Origin of the sequence: Streptomyces sp. SID1328 (assembly GCF_009865595.1) — a bacterium.
Lineage (GTDB): Bacteria > Actinomycetota > Actinomycetes > Streptomycetales > Streptomycetaceae > Streptomyces > Streptomyces griseoluteus.
The window spans coordinates 1-15,037 of the sequence record NZ_WWKH01001068.1; the positions used below are offsets into that span (position 1 = coordinate 1).

The following is a 15,037-nucleotide window of genomic DNA, read 5'->3' on the forward strand; positions in this document are numbered from 1 at the left end:
ACGCGGGCGCCAAGCCCCGCCGTCTCTCCGGCGGTCAGGCCCAGCGCGTCGCGCTGGCCAGGGCGCTGGCGACCCGGCCCCGGCTGCTGCTCCTGGACGAGCCGCTCGCCGCGCTGGACGCCCGCACCCGCCTGGAGGTCCGCTCGCAGTTGCGGCGGCATCTCGCGGAGTTCGAGGCGGTCGCCGTACTGGTGACGCACGATCCGCTGGACGCCATGGTGCTCGCGGACCGGCTGGTGGTGGTCGAGCACGGCCAGGTCGTGCAGGAGGGCACGCCCACCGAGATCGCCCGGCACCCCCGTACCGACTACATCGCGCAGTTGGTCGGCCTCAACCTCTACCGGGGCGAGGCCGACGGGCACGCGGTACGGCTGGACGGCGGGCCGTCGATCACCACCACCGAGGATCTGACCGGGCCGGTGTTCGTCGCGTTCCCGCCGGTGGCCGTCACCCTGTTCCGGGACCGGCCGACCGGGGTGAGCGCGCGCAATCTGTGGCGCTGCGAGGTGGCCGGTCTGGAGACGCACGCCGATCAGATCCGGGCGGACCTGACCGGGGAGATCCGGCTCGCCGCCGATCTCACCACCGCGGCCGCCGCCGAGCTGGACCTGCACACCGGTGCGCCGGTCTGGGCGACCGTCAAAGCGACGCAGACCCACGCCTACCCGGCATAGGCCGCTCGGCCACTACGGTGTGGCCCCATGAGCACGAGCATCCGCAACCAGCTTCCCGGCACCGTCACGGCGGTCCACCCCGGCGAGGTCATGGCGGCCGTCAAGATCCGGCCGGCCGAGGGCGCCCCCGTGCACGCCCTGGTGAAGGCGTCCGCGGTGTCCCTGGCCACGGCCTGAGCGGAACGGGGAAGGCCCCCCGCCCGGACCGGGGCAGGGGGCCTTCTCATCAACGCGCTCAGTCCTCGTACGCGTCCAGCGGGGGGCAGGAGCAGACCAGGTTGCGGTCGCCGAACGCCTGGTCGATCCGGCGGACCGGCGGCCAGTACTTGCCGGCGGCCGAGACCCCGGCCGGGAAGACGGCCTCCTCGCGGCTGTACGCGTGCGTCCACTCGCCGCCCAGCGCGGCCGCGGTGTGCGGGGCGCCGCGCAGCGGGTTGTCCTCGGCGGGCCAGACACCGGAGGCGACCTTCTCGATCTCCGCGCGGATGGCGATCATCGCGTCGCAGAACCGGTCCAGCTCGCCCAGGTCCTCGGACTCGGTCGGCTCGATCATCAGCGTGCCGGCCACCGGGAAGGACATGGTGGGCGCGTGGAAGCCGTAGTCGATCAGGCGCTTGGCCACGTCGTCCACGCTGACGCCGGTCGCCTTGGTCAGCGGGCGCAGGTCGACGATGCACTCGTGCGCGACCAGGCCGCCGGGGCCGGTGTAGAGCACCGGGAAGTGCGGCTCCAGGCGCTTGGCGATGTAGTTGGCGGAGAGCACGGCCACCTGGGTGGCGCGCTTGAGGCCCTCACCGCCCATCAGGCGGACGTACGCCCAGGAGATGGGCAGGATGCCCGCGCTGCCCCAGGGCGCCGCCGAGATCGGGCCGACGCCCGTCTCGGGACCGGCCGCGGGCTGCATCGGGTGGTTGGGCAGGTACGGCGCCAGGTGGGCGCGGACCGCGACCGGGCCGACGCCGGGGCCGCCGCCGCCGTGCGGGATGCAGAACGTCTTGTGCAGGTTCAGGTGGGAGACGTCGCCGCCGAAGTGGCCCGGCTTGGCGAGGCCGACCAGGGCGTTGAGGTTGGCGCCGTCCACGTACACCTGGCCGCCCGCGTCGTGCACCTGGGCGCAGATGTCGGCGACGTGCTCCTCGAAGACGCCGTGCGTCGACGGGTAGGTGATCATCAGCACGGACAGCTCGTCGCGGTGCTGCTCGATCTTGGCGCGCAGGTCGTCGACGTCGATCTCGCCGTCCCCGGCGGTCTTCACGACGACGACCTTCATCCCGGCCATCACGGCGCTCGCCGCGTTGGTGCCGTGCGCGGAGGACGGGATGAGGCAGACGGTGCGCTGTGCGTCGCCGTTGGCCCGGTGGTAGGCGCGTACGGCGAGCAGTCCGGCCAGCTCGCCCTGGGAACCGGCGTTCGGCTGGAGGGAGACCTTGTCGTACCCGGTGACCTCGGCGAGCCGGTCCTCCAGCTCGCGGATGAGGGTGAGGTAGCCCTCGGCCTGCTCGGCGGGGGCGAAGGGGTGCAGCGCGCCGAACTCGGGCCAGGTGACCGGCTCCATCTCGGTGGTCGCGTTCAGCTTCATGGTGCAGGAGCCGAGCGGGATCATGCCCCGGTCGAGCGCGTAGTCGCGGTCGGACAGCTTGCGCAGGTAGCGCAGCATGGCCGTCTCGGAGCGGTGCTCGCGGAAGACCGGGTGGGTGAGGTAGTCGTCGGTGCGCAGCAGCGCCTCGGGCAGCGTGTCCTCGGCCGCCGTGTCGAGCGCCTCGATGTCGCCCTCGACGCCGAAGGCGGCGAAGACGGCCTCGACCTGAGCCCGGTTGGTGGTCTCGTCGCAGGCCAGGGAGACGTGGTCGGCGTCGACGAGGCGCAGGTTGACCCCGCCCTCGCGGGCGTCCGCGACGACCGCGGCGGCCCTGCCGGGCACGCGCGCGGTGAGGGTGTCGAAGTAGGCGCCGTGCACGATCTCGACACCGCCGGAGCGCAGTCCCCCGGCGAGGATCGTGGCGTAGCGGTGGGTGCGGCGGGCAATGGTCCGCAGCCCGTCGGGGCCGTGGTAGACGGCGTACATGCCGGCCATGACGGCGAGCAGCACCTGGGCGGTGCAGATGTTGCTGGTGGCCTTCTCGCGCCGGATGTGCTGCTCGCGGGTCTGGAGCGCGAGGCGGTAGGCGCGGTGCCCGTCGGCGTCGACGGACACGCCGACCAGGCGGCCGGGCAGGCTGCGGGCGAACTTCTCGTGCACGGCCATGTAACCGGCGTGCGGTCCACCGAAGCCCATCGGGACGCCGAAGCGCTGGGTGGTGCCGATGGCGATGTCCGCGCCCAGCTCACCGGGCGAGGTGAGCAGGGTGAGCGCCAGCAGGTCCGCGGCGACGGTGACGAGCGCGCCCAGCCCGTGCGCCTGCTCGATCACCGGCTTCAGGTCGCGTACGGCACCGGAGGCGCCCGGGTACTGGAGCAGGACGCCGGTGATGTCGCGGGCGGCGATGTCGGCCGGGATGCCCTCGCTCAGGTCGGCGACGACGACCTCGACACCGGCCGGCTCGGCGCGGGTCTCGATGACGGCGATGGTCTGCGGCAGGGTGTCCGCGTCGACCAGGAAGAGGCCCTTCTTGTTCTTGCCCATGCGCCGGGAGAGCGCCATCGCCTCGGCGGCGGCGGTGCCCTCGTCCAGCAGGGAGGCACCGGAGGTGGGCAGCCCGGTGAGGTCCGCGACCATCGTCTGGAAGTTCAGCAGGGCCTCGAGCCGGCCCTGGGAGATCTCCGGCTGGTACGGCGTGTAGGCCGTGTACCAGGCGGGGTTCTCCATGACGTTGCGCAGGATGACCGGCGGGGTGAAGGTGCCGTAGTAGCCCAGGCCGATCATGGAGCCGAGGACCTGGTTGTGGTCGGCGAGACCGCGCAGCTCGGCGATCACCTCGGCCTCGGTGCGGGCACCGGGCAGGTCGAGCGCGTCGGCGTTCTTGATCACGTCCGGTACCGCGGCGGCGGTCAGCTCGTCGAGGGAGCCGTAGCCGACCTGCGCGAGCATCTTGGCCCGCGCCTCCTGGTCGGGCCCGATGTGGCGCTGCTCGAAGGGGATGCCCGCTTCGAGCTCGGCGAGCGGAATGCGAGGGGCGGTCATGTGCGGAGGCCTCCTGGTCTGACGCGACCTGCGAGGGGCACCACGGCTCGGGTGCCCACCGGCCTCCCCCTCTGTCATCTCATACCTGAGAGCTTCACCGGGGGCCAGCGGACCCCGGCTTGCACCGTCGGTGAGGGCGGGAGCCACGGCGCCCGCCCTGCTTTCCAGAGTGACCTCGTCCGTGCGGTACGGGGGCCTGAGAGATTCCGGGGAGGAGTTGCTCCTTCGGCGCCTCCGAATGACTCGGAGGACTCTCCCGCACGGGGTCAGCAGCCGACTTCAGCCTACCAGCGGGGTCCTGAGCGCGGCGTTCGAGTGGCCGCCCGGCTGATTGTGCTCTTTTGTAGTGCTTACGGATGAGTTGCGACCATGTGGAGGGAGAGGGATCGTGCAGACCGACATCGATCCGCGCAGCCTGATCGGCCGCAAGGCGTTCGACCGCGACGGCACCAAGATCGGCACCATAGACGAGGTGTACCTCGACGACGCGACCGGCGTCCCGGAGTGGGCGGCGGTGCGCACCGGCCTCTTCTCCCGTGACGCGTTCGTCCCGCTGGGGCCCAGTGAACTGGTCGACGGCGCACTCCGCGTCCCCTTCGAACGCGCCCTCATCAAGGACGCCCCCGACTTCGGCGTGGGCCGCCATCTCTCCCCCGAGCAGGAACTCCAGCTCTACCACCACTACGGCCTCGACGTGGGCCGCTCCGCCAGGCCCACCCCGGACCGCGACTTCGGCAAGGTCGCGGGCACCGAGGAACCCTGACCCCCTGCCCTCATCCGCCGTCCGTCTCCCCCTCCGCAGCGGCCGCCTCCACCTGGGCCACGAGCGGCAGGGGGTCGGCCGGTTCCAGGCCGGCCTCGTCGGACCGGAACGTGCGTACCCGGCCCGGCGCGGAGAGCGGGGTCTCGAAGCGCACGGTGACCCGCCCGAGGCCGCTGCCCTGCACCCAACCGTGCCCGTACTCCGGGTGCCGTACGTCCTGGCCCGCCCGCCACTCCGGTGCGGCGGGCCCGGGTCTCTCCGGGCCGAAGTCGGGGGAGCTCTCCTCCGGGGCCTCCTCGGCCAGTTCCCCGGCCGCCTGGGCGAACAGGTCCTCCTGCGTGTAGTCGGCCAGCCCGGACACGCCGACGCCCAGCAGCCGCACCCCGCCCGTGGTGTCGACGGAGTCCAGCAGCCGCGCGGCCGCCTCCCGGATGACCGAGGGGTCGTCCGTGGGCCCCCGCAGCGTCTCGGAGCGGGTCAGGGTGGAGAAGTCGTACCGCCGCACCTTGAGCACGATGGTGCGTCCGGAGAGCCCGGCGCCGCGCAGCCGCCGTACGCAGCGGTCGGCGAGGCGGCGGACCTCCAGGCCGATGCGCAGCCGGTCATGGATGTCGACGGCGTAGGTGTCCTCCACCGACACCGACTTGGCCTCCCGCTCGGCCACCACCGGCCGGTCGTCGCGGGCCAGCGCCATCGCGTACAGCGCGTGTCCGTGGGCCTTGCCGAGCAGCCGGACCAGTTCGTCCTCGCCCGCCTCGGACAGCTCCAGCACGGTGGTGATCCCGGCACGCCGCAGGTGGTCGCCGGTGGCGGGGCCGACGCCGGGCAGGGTACGGACCGGCATCGGGGACAGCAGGGCGCGCTCGGTGCCCGGTTCGATGAGGACCAGGCCGTCGGGCTTGGCCCGCTCCGAGGCGATCTTGGCCAGCATCTTGGAGGCGGCGAGCCCCACCGACCCGGTCAGCCCCGTCACCGCCCGGATGTCGGCACGCAGCCGGGCCCCGGCCTCCCGCGCCGACGCCTCGTCCCAGGCGGCGTCGCCGGCCTCCAGGTCCACGAACGCCTCGTCCAGGCTCAGCGGCTCCACCAGAGGGGACAACTCCCGCAGCAGCGCCATCACCTGGTCGCTGATCGACCGGTACAGCGCGAAGCGCGGCATGAGGTAAGCGGCGTTCGGCGCGAGCCGCCGGGCCTGCGCGGTGGGCATCGCCGAGTGCACCCCGAACACCCGTGCCTCGTAGGACGCGGTGGCCACCACTCCGCGCGGCCCGATCCCGCCCACCACGACGGCCTTCCCGCGCAGGCTCGGCTTGGACGCCTGCTCCACCGAGGCGAAGAAGGCGTCCATGTCGAGATGGAGGATGGTGGGCGCGTTTCTCACAGGTCCGATGCTGCACCACGCCACTGACAACGGCCCCCGCGCGGGGACGCCCTGTGGAAAACGGTGCCGGCCGGTCTCAGACGGCGCGGTTGCGCCGCCGCGCCAGTTCGTCGGCCGGGTTGTGCCCGATCAGCGTCTCGCCGGTGTCGACGCGCTCGCCGTGGAGCTGCGACAGGGCGCTCTCCACGTCCCGCCAGACCACGCCGACGGCGATCCCGAAGATGCCCTGGCCTCCCTGGAGCAGCGCGTGGACCTCGTCCGGGGAGGTGCACTCGTACACCATGGCGCCGTCGCTCATCAGGGTCATGCGCTCCAGGTCGCGGAACCCGCGCTCCCTGAGGTGCTGCACGGCCGAGCGGATGTTCTGGAGCGAGACACCGGTGTCCAGGAACCGCTTGACGATCTTCAGCACGACCACGTCGCGGAAGCTGTACAGCCGCTGCGTGCCGGAACCATGCGCGGGGCGCACGCTGGGCTCGACCAGTCCCGTACGGGCCCAGTAGTCGAGCTGCCGGTAGGTGATCCCGGCGGCCGCACAGGCCGTGGGACCGCGGTATCCGATCTCCTCGGACGTCATGGCCGCCGCCCCTTCACCGTCAGGCACCACCGTCGGCCGCTGCGGAGCGTGATCGGCCACGCCGCCGAGCTGTGGGTGTCCCCCGCCCGGCCGAAACCGTGCGCTCGGGGGAAGGTACGGGCCGCTGTCCCCGAAACCGTGTCCGGGGGCACCCCCAGCCGTACCGTCGCCGCTCATCCTCACGCCGACCTCCGTCCTTGACCTGCCTTGTCGACGGTAGGCAGTCACCAGGGGTGCGTCAACGATCGCCACACTCGGCACGCCGAGTGATAATCACCCTGAGAGTGGTTTCTCGTGTCCCACCGCGGGGAAAGGCTAGCCGAATGCGCTCGCGGAGAGGCGTAGGACGCTCTCACAGGACGTTGGCACGTGCCCCCGCCCGGGCGTCACAGCGTGCCACGAGCCGACCGTAAGCGGACCCCTTGGTCCACCCGGCCGGCCCCCGGCCTCACTGGCTGCTGGTACCGAAGTCCTCGGGCGAGATCTGGTCGAGGAACTCGCGGAACTTCTCCACCTCGTCCTCCTGCTCGTCCGGGATGGCGATCCCCGCGTCGTCCAGCACCCCGTCACTGCCGTAGATAGGCGTGCCGGTGCGCAGGGCGAGCGCTATGGCGTCGGACGGCCGCGCGCTCACCTCGACCCCGCTGGCGAATACCAGCTCCGCGTAGAAGACACCCTCTCGCAGATCGGTGATGCGTACTTCGGTCAGCTCCTGGCCGACCGCCTCCAGCACGTCCTTGAACAGGTCGTGCGTCAGCGGACGCGCGGGAGCCATGCCCTGCTGGGCGAAGGCGATCGCGGTCGCCTCCCCCGGCCCGATCCAGATGGGGAGGTAGCGGTCGCCTCCCACTTCGCGCAGGAGCACGATCGGTTGGTTGGAGGGCATTTCGACCCGGACACCTACGACATCGAGCTCGTTCACACAGCAACCCTAGGCCGTGCTCGGGACGTTTGGGTAGTCGGGCCGGGAACAGGTGGGCGATCCGGCGCAAGCCGGCCGGGCCGGGGCACACCGCCCTCAGGGCAGCCGCACCCCGAGCGCGGCCTTCACCAGCGCCGAGTGCAGCTTCATGGTGAGCGCCGCCAGCTCCCTGGTACGGGCCTCGGCGAGCGTCCTGGTCTGCGGGTTGCGGTGCCGCTTCAGGGGGGCGACGACCTGGTCGACCAGCCCCGCCTCGCGCTCGGCGGCCGCCTTCATCACCCGCAGATGGCGGGGCTCGATGCCGAACCGGCCCAGTTCGGCCACCAGCGCGGCCACGGTGACGGCCTCGGCGTCGTACACGCCGTCGGCCAAGGGGGCGAGGAGCCCGTACGACTCCCACTCCCGAAGTTCGGCCTGGTCGATGTCGGCCGAAGCCAGCAGTTCGTCCCGGCCGATCCGGGCGACCGTGGACCGCTCGGCCTCCTCGGGCTCGGCGTCGCCGCTGCGCTGCCGGCCGACCACGGGCAGCGGGGCGGCCTCGCCGCGCTCCATGGCGTCCAGATGCTCCCGGATCACCTTGAGCGGCAGATAGTGGTCCCGCTGCATCCTGAGGACATGGCCGAGGCGTTCCACGTCACGGGGGCTGAACTTGCGGTATCCCGAGGGGGCCCGCTGCGGCTCGATGAGCCCCTCCGACTCCAGGAAGCGAATCTTGGAGATGGTGACTTCGGGGAACTCGTCGCGCAGCACGTTCAGCACCGTGCCGATGCTCATCAGCCCACTGTCCCTGGCGGCGGTACCGCTTCCGGCACCGCCGCTCGGTGTTTGAAGCATGGACCTTCCCTGGGGTTCCCCCGGACGGGCGTCCGGGGGTGGGTCAGACTCCTTGCCGGCTCGCGTAGAAGACCAGCCGGTACTTGCCGATCTGCACCTCGTCACCGTTGGCCAGCGCCACCTGGTCGATCCGCTCGCGGTTGACGTAGGTCCCGTTGAGGCTGCCCACGTCGGCCACCGTGAAGGAACCGTCGGGCGAGCGGCGGAACTCCACATGGCTGCGGGAGACCGTCACGTCGTCCAGGAAGATGTCGCTCTGCGGGTGACGCCCCGCCGTGGTCAGGTCACTGTCCAGAAGGAAACGGCTGCCGGAGTTCGGACCCCGGCGGACCACCAGCAGCGCCGAACCGACCGGCAGCGCGTCGACCGCCGCCTGCGCCTCGGGAGACAGCATCGGCATCGCCGTCTGACCGGTGACCTCGGAGTCGTACGCCTCGATGCCGGAGATGGAGATCGTGGACGTGGTCTCCGACGGACGCTCCGGCGCCACACCGGGACGCAGGGGCGCGCCGCAGTGGGAGCAGAAACGGGCGTTCTCCGCGTTGCGGTTCCCGCACCTCGTACACACCAGGGCCGACATGGACGGAGCCTCCTGCCGCGACGGTTGCCCGAAACCTATGCCGCCGCCCTGGCCAGGGTCAACGGACGCCGCGCCCTGTCCCCCGGAAGTGCCACCACCCGGACCAGCCACCTGGTCCCGGAACAGCGGACGCTGCCCTTCCTCGTCGGGCTGTGCGCGATGACGGGCCGTCGCGTTCTCGTTGCCCTCTCGCGCGCTCTTGCCGAACAACTTCCCAAACAACTTCACGGGCGATTCCCCTTGACCGAAACAGACCCGCCCGTGGGGCAGGACGAACCCAGAATGCCTACACCGACCGATCCGGACATCTTCACAACGTCCGTATCCACCCGACAGTTTCCACCACGCACCACCCCTTCGGTGCGGCGACCCCCCGCAACCTCATGCCCCCGCCCGACGCCGCCCATGCACCGCCGGTTCACCGCGAGGACGACCGAGCGTAGTCAGGCAGCTTCGCTTGCCGCAAGGCATCCACGACGATCTTGTCCGACCGCTCCACACTCACCGTGGCCTGCTCCTTCTCCAAGCTCTGCACCACCCCTCCAGGGATGTTCAACGCCGGTTCGAGGTCCTGCGGCTTGCCGATGACCTGGAAACGATAAGGGGCGTTGATCTTGTTCCCGTCGACCGCGACGCTACCGTCCGTGTCCGAGAAATAGGTGTTCGCCACCACGCGCACTCCGTTGACCTGTATCGCCTCGGCACCGGCCGCGCGCAGCTCCTGGATCGCGTCGAGCAGCATGTCGGACTCGACGGCTCCCTTCCTGTCCTGGACGGTCATCGTGATGCCGGGACCGGTCGCGCCCACGGTGCCCGCGAGTATGCCGAGTTGGCGCTCCTTCTCGGCGGTCTGCCTGCGCGCCTCCGCGGCCTGGTCGGAGCTGCTCTGCAGCTCCTGACGCTGCTTCTCCAGTCCCTGCTTCTCGTCCTCAAGACGCTGAGTACGGTCGTCCAGTTCATCGAGGATGCGGACCAGATCCTCCTGGCGGGCTCCGCGCAGCGCGCTGTCGCCGTCGCTGTTGGAGGCCACCTGCACGGCCAGCCCGAACCCCAGCCCGAACAGCAGCAGCGCCACGATGAGTTGGGCGCGCGTCAGCCGGGGCGGCCAGAGACCGTCGATCAGCCGCTGACGCCCGGTGAGCTGCGGCTGGGGCTCCTGCTCCGACACCGGCTCCGCGGGAGCGGGCTCGGGGGCCGGCCGGGGCTCGGGGGCCCGGGGCGGCAGCTCGGCGGGGAGTTCCTTGCGCAGACCGTTCTCCGGCCGCTCCTCCTGGTCGCCCATCCCGCTCACGCCCGGAAGACGTGGCGCCGGATCGCCGCCGCGTTGGAGAAGATGCGGATGCCCAGGACCACGACGACGCCGGTGGACAACTGCGCGCCCACGCCAAGCTCGTCGCCCAGGAACACGATCAGCGCGGCCACGACCACGTTGGACAGGAACGACACCACGAAGACCTTGTCGTCGAAGATGCCGTCGAGCATCGCCCTCAGTCCGCCGAACACGGCGTCCAGCGCCGCCACGACGGCGATGGGCAGATACGGCTCGACCACCACCGGAACCTCGGGCCGGACCAACAGTCCGGCCACCACTCCCACGACGAGGCCCAGTACGGCGATCACGATGTGCCCTTCTCAGTCTTCTCGGCCTGCTCGGCGCTCGGCTGTGCTGTTCGTACGATCACACTCGGTGCGGCGGGCAACCGGACGTCGCCCTCCGCGGAGATGGCGGTGCGGATACCGAAGTTGTCCTGGAGCGCGTGCAGATACAACCCGTCGGCGCTGTTCTGGAACGCGGTACTCAGCTTCTGCCCGTCCCCCACCGCCAGCACCGTGTACGGCGGCACCAGCGGCCTGTTGTCGACCAGTATCGCGTCACCCGCGGCCCTGATCGCGGACAGGGCGGTCAGCCGCTGCCCGTTGATGGACACCGCCTCGGCGCCCGACGCCCACAGCCCGTTGACCACACGCTGCATGTCCCGGTCACGCACCCGCCCGGTGTCGGAGAAGCCGGCGGACTCGCGGGGGTTCGTGCCGTCTCCCCCGCTGCTCGCCTCCTTGGCGTCGTTCACCACGAGCTTCACGCCGGGTCCGTGCACTGCGGTGGCACCCGACAGCAGACTCACGAGGTCCGCCTGACTGCCCCCGCTTAGCCGGAGCGCGGCCCGCTGCCGCGCACCCACGTCCTCACGGAGCCGGTCGACCCCGCTCTCGAGCTTGTCCGCGGCGGTGGTCTCCCGGTCGATGCGGTCGATCAGCTCCTGGCGCTCCTTGGCCACCACGGGAGCCGCGACATGCGCCTGCGACGCCCCGACCGTCACAACCAGGGCCGCGAGCACCAGACCGCCCGCGAGGCCCAGCTTGGCGCGGAGGGTCTTCGGCAGACCGCCCTCGCCCAGGGACTTCCGGCGCGCGGCGGCCTCGGCGTACCCGTCGTCGAGGCTGTGGTCCATCACGTTGGTGATCAACGACATGGAGGCGTCCGGACGCCTCGGCCGCGCGGGGCTGCTCCGAACGGGGGGTTGCTGCGGCATGCCGCACATCGTCGCATGCCGCGAGCGGTGTCTTCGAACGAGCCCCATACACCTGCCGGACAGCACCCCCGGTGGGGACACTGTCCGGCAGATTCGGAGCGTCGCGGGGATCAGCGGCCGGCGCTGTCCACCACGGCCGACCACTCGTCCAGCAGGGCCTGCGCGGAGGCGTCGTCCGGGCCCTCCGCCCACAGGTGCGTGACCGCCTCGGCCGGGTCGGGCAGAACCATCACCCAGCGGCCGTCGCTCTCCACGACCCGCACGCCGTCCGTGGTGTCCACGGACCGGTCGCCGGCCGCCTCGACCACGCTGCGCATGACCAGGCCCTTGACCGCCCACGGCGTCGCCAGGTCCCTCTTGAGGACGTGGGCCCGCGGAATCCGGGCGTCGATCTGGCTCAGCGTGAGCTGCGTCCGCGCCACCAGCCCGATCAGCCGCACGAACGCCGCGGTGCCGTCGTAGACGCTGCTGAACTCGGGGACGATGAAGCCGCCCTTGCCGTCACCGCCGAAGATGGTCTCCTCCTCCCCGCCGACCCGCGTGAGGTCGTCCGGCGAGGTGGTCGTCCACTCCACCTGGGTGCCGTGGTACGCGGCCACCTGCTCCGCGATCCGGGTGGTGGTCACCGGCAGCGCCACCCGGCCGCTGCGCCGCTCGGCGGCGACCAGGTCGAGCATCACCAGCAGCGCCCGGTCGTCCTCGATGATGCTGCCCTTCTCGTCCACGAGCGACAGCCGCTCGCCGACGGGGTCGAACCGCACACCGAACGCCGCCCCGGAGGACGCCACGATCTCGCCGAGCCGCTGCAGGCCCTTGCGCCGCATCTCCTCGGTCTCGGTGGGCCGGGACTCGTCCAGACCGGGGTTGATGGTCAGCGAGTCCACGCCGAGCTTGCCGAGCAGGCTGGGCAGGACCAGGCCGGCGCTGCCGTTCGAGGCGTCGACGACGACCTTCAGCCCGGACTCGGCGATCCCGGTCGTGTCCACGTTCCGCAGCAGCGACCCGGTGTACGAGTCGTACACGCTGGACGGGAAGTACAGGTCACCGATCTCGCCGGGGAACGCCCGCCGGTACTCCTGGCGCGCGAACACCCGGTCCAGCTTGCGCTGGCTGCCCTGGGAGAGGTCCGCGCCCTTGGCGTCGAAGAACATGATGTCCACGGAGTCCGGCACACCCGGCGAGGTCCGGATCATGATGCCGCCGGAGCTGCCCCGCGCGGTCTGCTGCCGGGCCACGGGCAGCGGCACGTTCTCCAGGTCGCGCACGTCGATCGCGCTCGCCTGGAGCGCCGAGATCACCGCACGCTTGAGCGCACGGGCGCCTCGGGAGTGGTCACGTGCCGTGGTGACCGTGGTGCCCTTCTTCAGGGTGGTGGCGTACGCCCCGGCCAGCCGTACGGCCAGCTCCGGCGTGATCTCCACGTTCAGGATGCCGGTGACCCCGCGCGCCCCGAAGAGGTGCGCCTGACCCCTGGACTCCCAGATGACCGAGGTGTTGACGAAGGCGCCGGCCTCGATGGTCTTGAACGGGTACACCCGGACGTTGCCCTGGATGATCGACTCCTCGCCGATCAGGCACTCGTCACCGATGACCGCGCCGTCCTCGATCCGCGCGGCCCGCATGATGTCGGTGTTCTTGCCGATCACACAGCCACGCAGATTGCTCTGCTGGCCGACGTACACGTTGTCGTGGACGACGGCCTTGTGCAGGAAGGCGCCGCTCTTGACCACCACGTTGGAGCCGATGACGGAGTGCTCGCGTATCTCCGCGCCCGCCTCGACCTTGGCGTAGTCACCGATGTAGAGCGGCCCGCGCAGCACCGCGTCGGGGTGCACCTCGGCACCCTCGGCGACCCAGACGCCGGGCGAGATCTCGAATCCGTCGATGTCGACGTCGACCTTGCCCTCGAGGACGTCGGCCTGGGCCTTCACATAGCTCTCGTGGGTGCCGACGTCCTCCCAGTAGCCCTCGGCGATGTAGCCGTAGATGGGCTTGCCCTCCTTCATCAACTGGGGGAAGACATCTCCGGACCAGTCGACGGGGACATCGGGATCGACATAGTCGAACACCTCGGGCTCCATCACATAGATGCCCGTGTTCACCGTGTCGGAGAAGACCTGGCCCCAGGTCGGCTTCTCGAGGAAGCGCTCGACCTTGCCCTCCTCGTCCACGATGGTGATGCCGAACTCCAGCGGATTCGGGACCCGGGTCAGGCAGACCGTGACCAGGGCTCCCTTCTCCTTGTGGAAGTTGATCAGCTCGGTGAGGTCGAAGTCGGTCAGCGCATCACCGGAAATGACGAGGAAGGCGTCGTCCTTGAGCGCGTCCTCGGCGTTCTTGACGCTTCCGGCGGTACCGAGTGGCTTCTCCTCATTGGCATACGTGAGCTCCATGCCGAGCTCTTCGCCGTCACCGAAGTAGTTCTTGACGAGCGACGCCAGGAACTGCACGGTGACCACGGTCTCGTTGAGCCCATGCTTTTTGAGCAACCTGAGCACATGCTCCATGATCGGGCGGTTCGCCACGGGCAGGAGCGGCTTGGGCATGCTAGAGGTCATGGGGCGCAGGCGCGTGCCTTCGCCTCCGGCCATCACGACGGCCTTCATGTCGGAAGCGTCCTCCTCGAAGAGACGACGGTCTAGCCGACTTCACCCGTCCAGATTGTCCCGCACTTTTACGTCGCGGGCCATCGAAGCGTCACGTCGTGGACGATCTCGGAGTTCCGTCGGCCAACGAGTCCGCGCGCACCAGACGGCGGACCTGGACCATATAAAGCACTCCTGCCCACCAATACAGGGTTGTACCCCACCCGGCGAACGCCCATCCGAAAACAGCGGCGAGTGACGCGATCCAACCGCTTCCGTCACTGAGCAGCAGCAACGGGAAGGCATACATCAGGTTGAAGGTGGCCGCCTTCCCGAGGAAGTTCACCTGGGGCGGCGGATAGCCGTGCCGGCGGAGGATGCCGACCATCACCAGCAGAACGAGTTCCCGGGCCAGCAGCAGCGCGGTCAGCCACAGCGGCAGGATCTCCCGCCAGGTGAGACCGAGGAGCGTGGAAAGGACATAGAGCCGGTCGGCGGCCGGGTCGAGAAGCCGGCCGAGGCTGCTGACCTGGTTCCAGCGCCGGGCGAGCTTGCCGTCCAGATAGTCGCTGACTCCGCTCAGTGCCAGGACCAGGAGAGCCCAACCATCACTCTTCGGGCCTCCGAACTCCGGCCTGAGGATCAGCCACAGGAACAGAGGGACACCGGCGAGCCGAGCCATGCTGAGGATGTTGGGGATGGTGAGGACCCGGTCCGTCTGGACGCGGGTCTCCTGGACCTCCACCCGGAAGCCTCCTGTACGAAAGTGACGACAACGCACCCTGACCCTACCGCAACGCAAAAAAGCTCCGGCTCTCGGGCTGTATGCCCAAGAGCCGGAGCTGTAAAAGGAGTTCGGCGGCGTCCTACTCTCCCACAGGGTCCCCCCTGCAGTACCATCGGCGCTGTGAGGCTTAGCTTCCGGGTTCGGAATGTAACCGGGCGTTTCCCTCACGCTATGACCACCGAAACACTATGAAACTGTCAAACCGTCATGTGTGGCACATGAGGCTGTTCGTGGTTTCAGAACCAACACAGTGGACGCGAGCAACTGAGGACAAGCCCTCGG

The 15,037-nt window shown here is 70.3% G+C and carries 11 protein-coding genes, 1 rRNA gene, 3 pseudogenes and 1 riboswitch; of the genes and pseudogenes, 3 read left to right on the forward strand and 12 right to left on the reverse strand.

What is annotated here, in order from left to right; genetic code table 11:
• On the forward strand, positions 1 to 674 hold a 674-nt coding region (locus GT030_RS34275), incomplete at its 5' end, for a TOBE domain-containing protein (RefSeq protein WP_161204398.1).
• 27 nt (positions 675 to 701) lie between these two features.
• Positions 702 to 845 (forward strand): annotated as a pseudogene (locus tag GT030_RS34280) (TOBE domain-containing protein); the annotation flags it as partial.
• A gap of 64 nt (positions 846 to 909) precedes the next feature.
• Here GT030_RS34280 and gcvP read toward each other — a convergent pair.
• Positions 910 to 3,795, reverse strand: a complete 2,886-nt coding sequence (gene gcvP / locus GT030_RS34285; RefSeq protein ID WP_161204399.1) for an aminomethyl-transferring glycine dehydrogenase — start codon at positions 3,793 to 3,795, stop codon at positions 910 to 912.
• Between the two features lie 174 nt (positions 3,796 to 3,969).
• A riboswitch (glycine riboswitch) is annotated at positions 3,970 to 4,064 on the reverse strand.
• Between the two features lie 119 nt (positions 4,065 to 4,183).
• Here gcvP and GT030_RS37500 point away from each other — a divergent pair.
• A pseudogene (locus GT030_RS37500) lies at positions 4,184 to 4,327 on the forward strand (PRC-barrel domain-containing protein); the annotation flags it as partial.
• Between the two features lie 149 nt (positions 4,328 to 4,476).
• On the opposite strand, the pseudogene GT030_RS34295 reads toward GT030_RS37500, so the two are convergent.
• The 11 genes and pseudogenes from GT030_RS34295 to rrf all read right to left on the reverse strand — a co-directional run bounded on the left by GT030_RS34295 (position 4,477) and on the right by rrf (position 14,938).
• Positions 4,477 to 5,939, reverse strand: a pseudogene (locus tag GT030_RS34295) (DNA polymerase IV).
• A 76-nt stretch (positions 5,940 to 6,015) separates the two neighbouring features.
• Positions 6,016 to 6,699 (reverse strand): MerR family transcriptional regulator, encoded by a 684-nt coding sequence (locus GT030_RS34300; protein ID WP_086695648.1) that lies wholly within the window; start codon positions 6,697 to 6,699, stop codon positions 6,016 to 6,018.
• A 265-nt stretch (positions 6,700 to 6,964) separates the two neighbouring features.
• Complete coding sequence (locus tag GT030_RS34305) at positions 6,965 to 7,438, reverse strand: bifunctional nuclease family protein (RefSeq protein WP_004002801.1); 474 nt, start codon at positions 7,436 to 7,438, stop codon at positions 6,965 to 6,967.
• A gap of 96 nt (positions 7,439 to 7,534) precedes the next feature.
• Positions 7,535 to 8,272, reverse strand: coding sequence for a MerR family transcriptional regulator (locus tag GT030_RS34310; RefSeq protein ID WP_161204402.1), 738 nt, complete (start codon positions 8,270 to 8,272; stop codon positions 7,535 to 7,537).
• A gap of 43 nt (positions 8,273 to 8,315) precedes the next feature.
• Positions 8,316 to 9,188: an FHA domain-containing protein gene (locus GT030_RS34315; RefSeq protein WP_135791185.1), complete on the reverse strand. Its 873-nt coding sequence runs from the start codon at positions 9,186 to 9,188 to the stop codon at positions 8,316 to 8,318.
• An 82-nt stretch (positions 9,189 to 9,270) separates the two neighbouring features.
• The gene (locus GT030_RS34320) at positions 9,271 to 10,134 is read right to left on the reverse strand and encodes a DUF881 domain-containing protein (protein ID WP_161204406.1); all 864 of its coding nucleotides are present in this window, start codon (positions 10,132 to 10,134) and stop codon (positions 9,271 to 9,273) included.
• A 5-nt stretch (positions 10,135 to 10,139) separates the two neighbouring features.
• The gene (locus GT030_RS34325) at positions 10,140 to 10,472 is read right to left on the reverse strand and encodes a small basic family protein (RefSeq protein WP_161204403.1); all 333 of its coding nucleotides are present in this window, start codon (positions 10,470 to 10,472) and stop codon (positions 10,140 to 10,142) included.
• Positions 10,469 to 11,392: a DUF881 domain-containing protein gene (locus GT030_RS34330; RefSeq protein ID WP_202460919.1), complete on the reverse strand. Its 924-nt coding sequence runs from the start codon at positions 11,390 to 11,392 to the stop codon at positions 10,469 to 10,471. The genes GT030_RS34325 and GT030_RS34330 overlap by 4 nt, the downstream gene beginning before the upstream one ends.
• Before the next feature lie 101 nt (positions 11,393 to 11,493).
• Positions 11,494 to 13,989, reverse strand: a complete 2,496-nt coding sequence (locus GT030_RS34335) for a mannose-1-phosphate guanyltransferase (protein WP_161204405.1) — start codon at positions 13,987 to 13,989, stop codon at positions 11,494 to 11,496.
• Between the two features lie 91 nt (positions 13,990 to 14,080).
• A complete protein-coding gene (locus GT030_RS34340; RefSeq protein WP_031181999.1) occupies positions 14,081 to 14,713 on the reverse strand; it encodes a CDP-alcohol phosphatidyltransferase family protein in 633 nt (210 codons plus the stop codon).
• Between the two features lie 108 nt (positions 14,714 to 14,821).
• Positions 14,822 to 14,938: ribosomal RNA gene (gene rrf / locus GT030_RS34345) — 5S ribosomal RNA — on the reverse strand.
• Positions 14,939 to 15,037 lie beyond the last annotated feature (99 nt).

What these genes read in the sequence shown, in the direction of transcription:
- gcvP (WP_161204399.1), bottom strand. Translation starts at nt 3,795, where the DNA reads ATGACCGCCCCTCGCATTCCGCTCGCCGAGCTCGAAGCGGGCATCCCC.
- GT030_RS34310 (WP_161204402.1), bottom strand. Translation starts at nt 8,272, where the DNA reads ATGCTTCAAACACCGAGCGGCGGTGCCGGAAGCGGTACCGCCGCCAGG.
- GT030_RS34320 (WP_161204406.1), bottom strand. Translation starts at nt 10,134, where the DNA reads ATGGGCGACCAGGAGGAGCGGCCGGAGAACGGTCTGCGCAAGGAACTC.
- GT030_RS34330 (WP_202460919.1), bottom strand. Translation starts at nt 11,392, where the DNA reads ATGTGCGGCATGCCGCAGCAACCCCCCGTTCGGAGCAGCCCCGCGCGG.
- GT030_RS34335 (WP_161204405.1), bottom strand. Translation starts at nt 13,989, where the DNA reads ATGAAGGCCGTCGTGATGGCCGGAGGCGAAGGCACGCGCCTGCGCCCC.